The sequence below is a fragment of the Leptospira perolatii genome (genome assembly GCF_002811875.1).
GTDB lineage: Bacteria > Spirochaetota > Leptospiria > Leptospirales > Leptospiraceae > Leptospira_B > Leptospira_B perolatii.
Map to the genome: position 1 here is coordinate 1 of NZ_NPDZ01000037.1, position 1,703 is coordinate 1,703.

1 pseudogene is annotated in these 1,703 nt (G+C 45.3%); it reads left to right on the forward strand.

Annotated elements, in window-relative coordinates:
* Positions 1–17 precede the first annotated feature (17 nt).
* Positions 18–1,703, forward strand: a pseudogene (locus tag CH373_RS18470) (hypothetical protein); the annotation flags it as partial.

Genomic DNA, 1,703 nt, shown 5'->3' on the forward strand with positions numbered 1-1,703 from the left:
TTAACGCACGAAATCCGATGCACGTTATTGTGCTGCGCTTGCAAAAGGCTGTGATGGATCGCAGGAACAGGAGAAGGTTTTTTAGGAAGGTAAGAGGTGTGAGCTTTGCAGGTGCGAAGCTTGCTCTGTTAGCCTTGATGGTTTTGGACATTGCTCTTTCTCCTTTGGCTGCAGATCCTACTTTGTTTCGAGATCTTTGGAAAAACGGTTCGGACGGTAAATTAGAAAGGCAGTATAAAAAAGCTGACTCTGAAAAACAAGAGTCCGACTGGGACCAGACGGTTAACCAAGGGAAGCAGCTTTTAAGGGCGGACTGGGAAGCGAACGCAGATCGCGAAATAGAAAAGCAACTTTTGGGAGTGGCCCTGTCGGATCAGGATGCGATTAGAGAACAATTACAAAAAGATAAAGTACTGGTTCTGGGCGAATGGGAAACGGATGTCCAGAGAGAGATAGATACAAGAAAGGGTGAGTGGAAGGCAAAAGTTTCTAGCGGTAGTTTGGAAGACTTGATCGGTGGAATCGACAAGTCCGTACTTTTCCAGGCGATTGTCACTGCGGAGAATGCTTCTAAGGCGGGCACTAGCGCCACTGAAAAGGTAAGTCTTTTTGATGCTTCTATAGCTGGGGCCTTGGGTGCATATCGTTCCGACTGGGAAACTAAGCTAGATGGTAGAATTGGCGGTCTAGCTGGCTCTGTGAGTTTTGGGAGCGATACTGAGAAAACTTCCTTTGAAAGCTCTCTTTTAGATATTAAGAAATACATTCAGGCAGAATATTCCTACGAAGAGTCTTCGATTTTGAGTGCGTATCGTGCTCAGTTTGTTTCTAGAGAAAATGAAAGCGAAGACTTGCAGAGTAGAATCGCTCAGGAAACGGATCCTTCTCAGCTCGCGATTCTTTTAATAGCACGTGCTAAGAGAACGATCGACGAGAAATACTCTGGGATTTTACCACCGGACGGTTCGGTCCTTACTCCGCCTACTAGTGTAGTAGAGGGAGAAGATTATCAGTCGAAATTTTTGCAAGCTTTGCAAGACGGTCAGGCACAGTGGCAAAATGCGATCGATGACTTGGTATTAGGAAAGCTGAAGTATGACAAGGCAGTAGAGCGGCAATGGAAAAACGGAGAAGAAAACTGGAGCGAAGCGTTTAACAGGCTGTTAGCTGCTAGAGAAAGTTGGACTTCTACGATTAAAGCACAGATCCAAAAAGGATTGGAAGCTTGGGACAAATCCGCAGCCGATTTGCAAGCAAACAGACAGAAGGCTCTGGGCGAGCTAGACCGCACGATAGAAACGAATCGAGATCAGTGGCAGTCGCATGTGAGAGGGATTGAGAGTGTAGTAGGTGGTGGAGCTGATACTCTCAGTACGATTGTCGCAAACAAACAGTTCTTCAAAGAAGCATTAGATAGAGCGAATGTTCCGGGTAGTGGGTATGGTACGAACATCAAGACAGAGTACCAGAACCAATTGAATTATTGGACCGGCCTAGAAACTAGAATTAGAAACCTGGTCGCGAGTGCTCAAAACCAAATTCATGACGAAGATATTCGGGGAACTAGCGTTGGCAAAGGTTTGTTGTATAACGCCGGTGGTTCGGACACTTATATTTATTCCAGTGCAGAACTAGAATTAAAGATTGCTAAAGAAGAATTGAAGGTTCTCCAACAGAAAAAAGATCGTGCTCAGGAAGTGTAT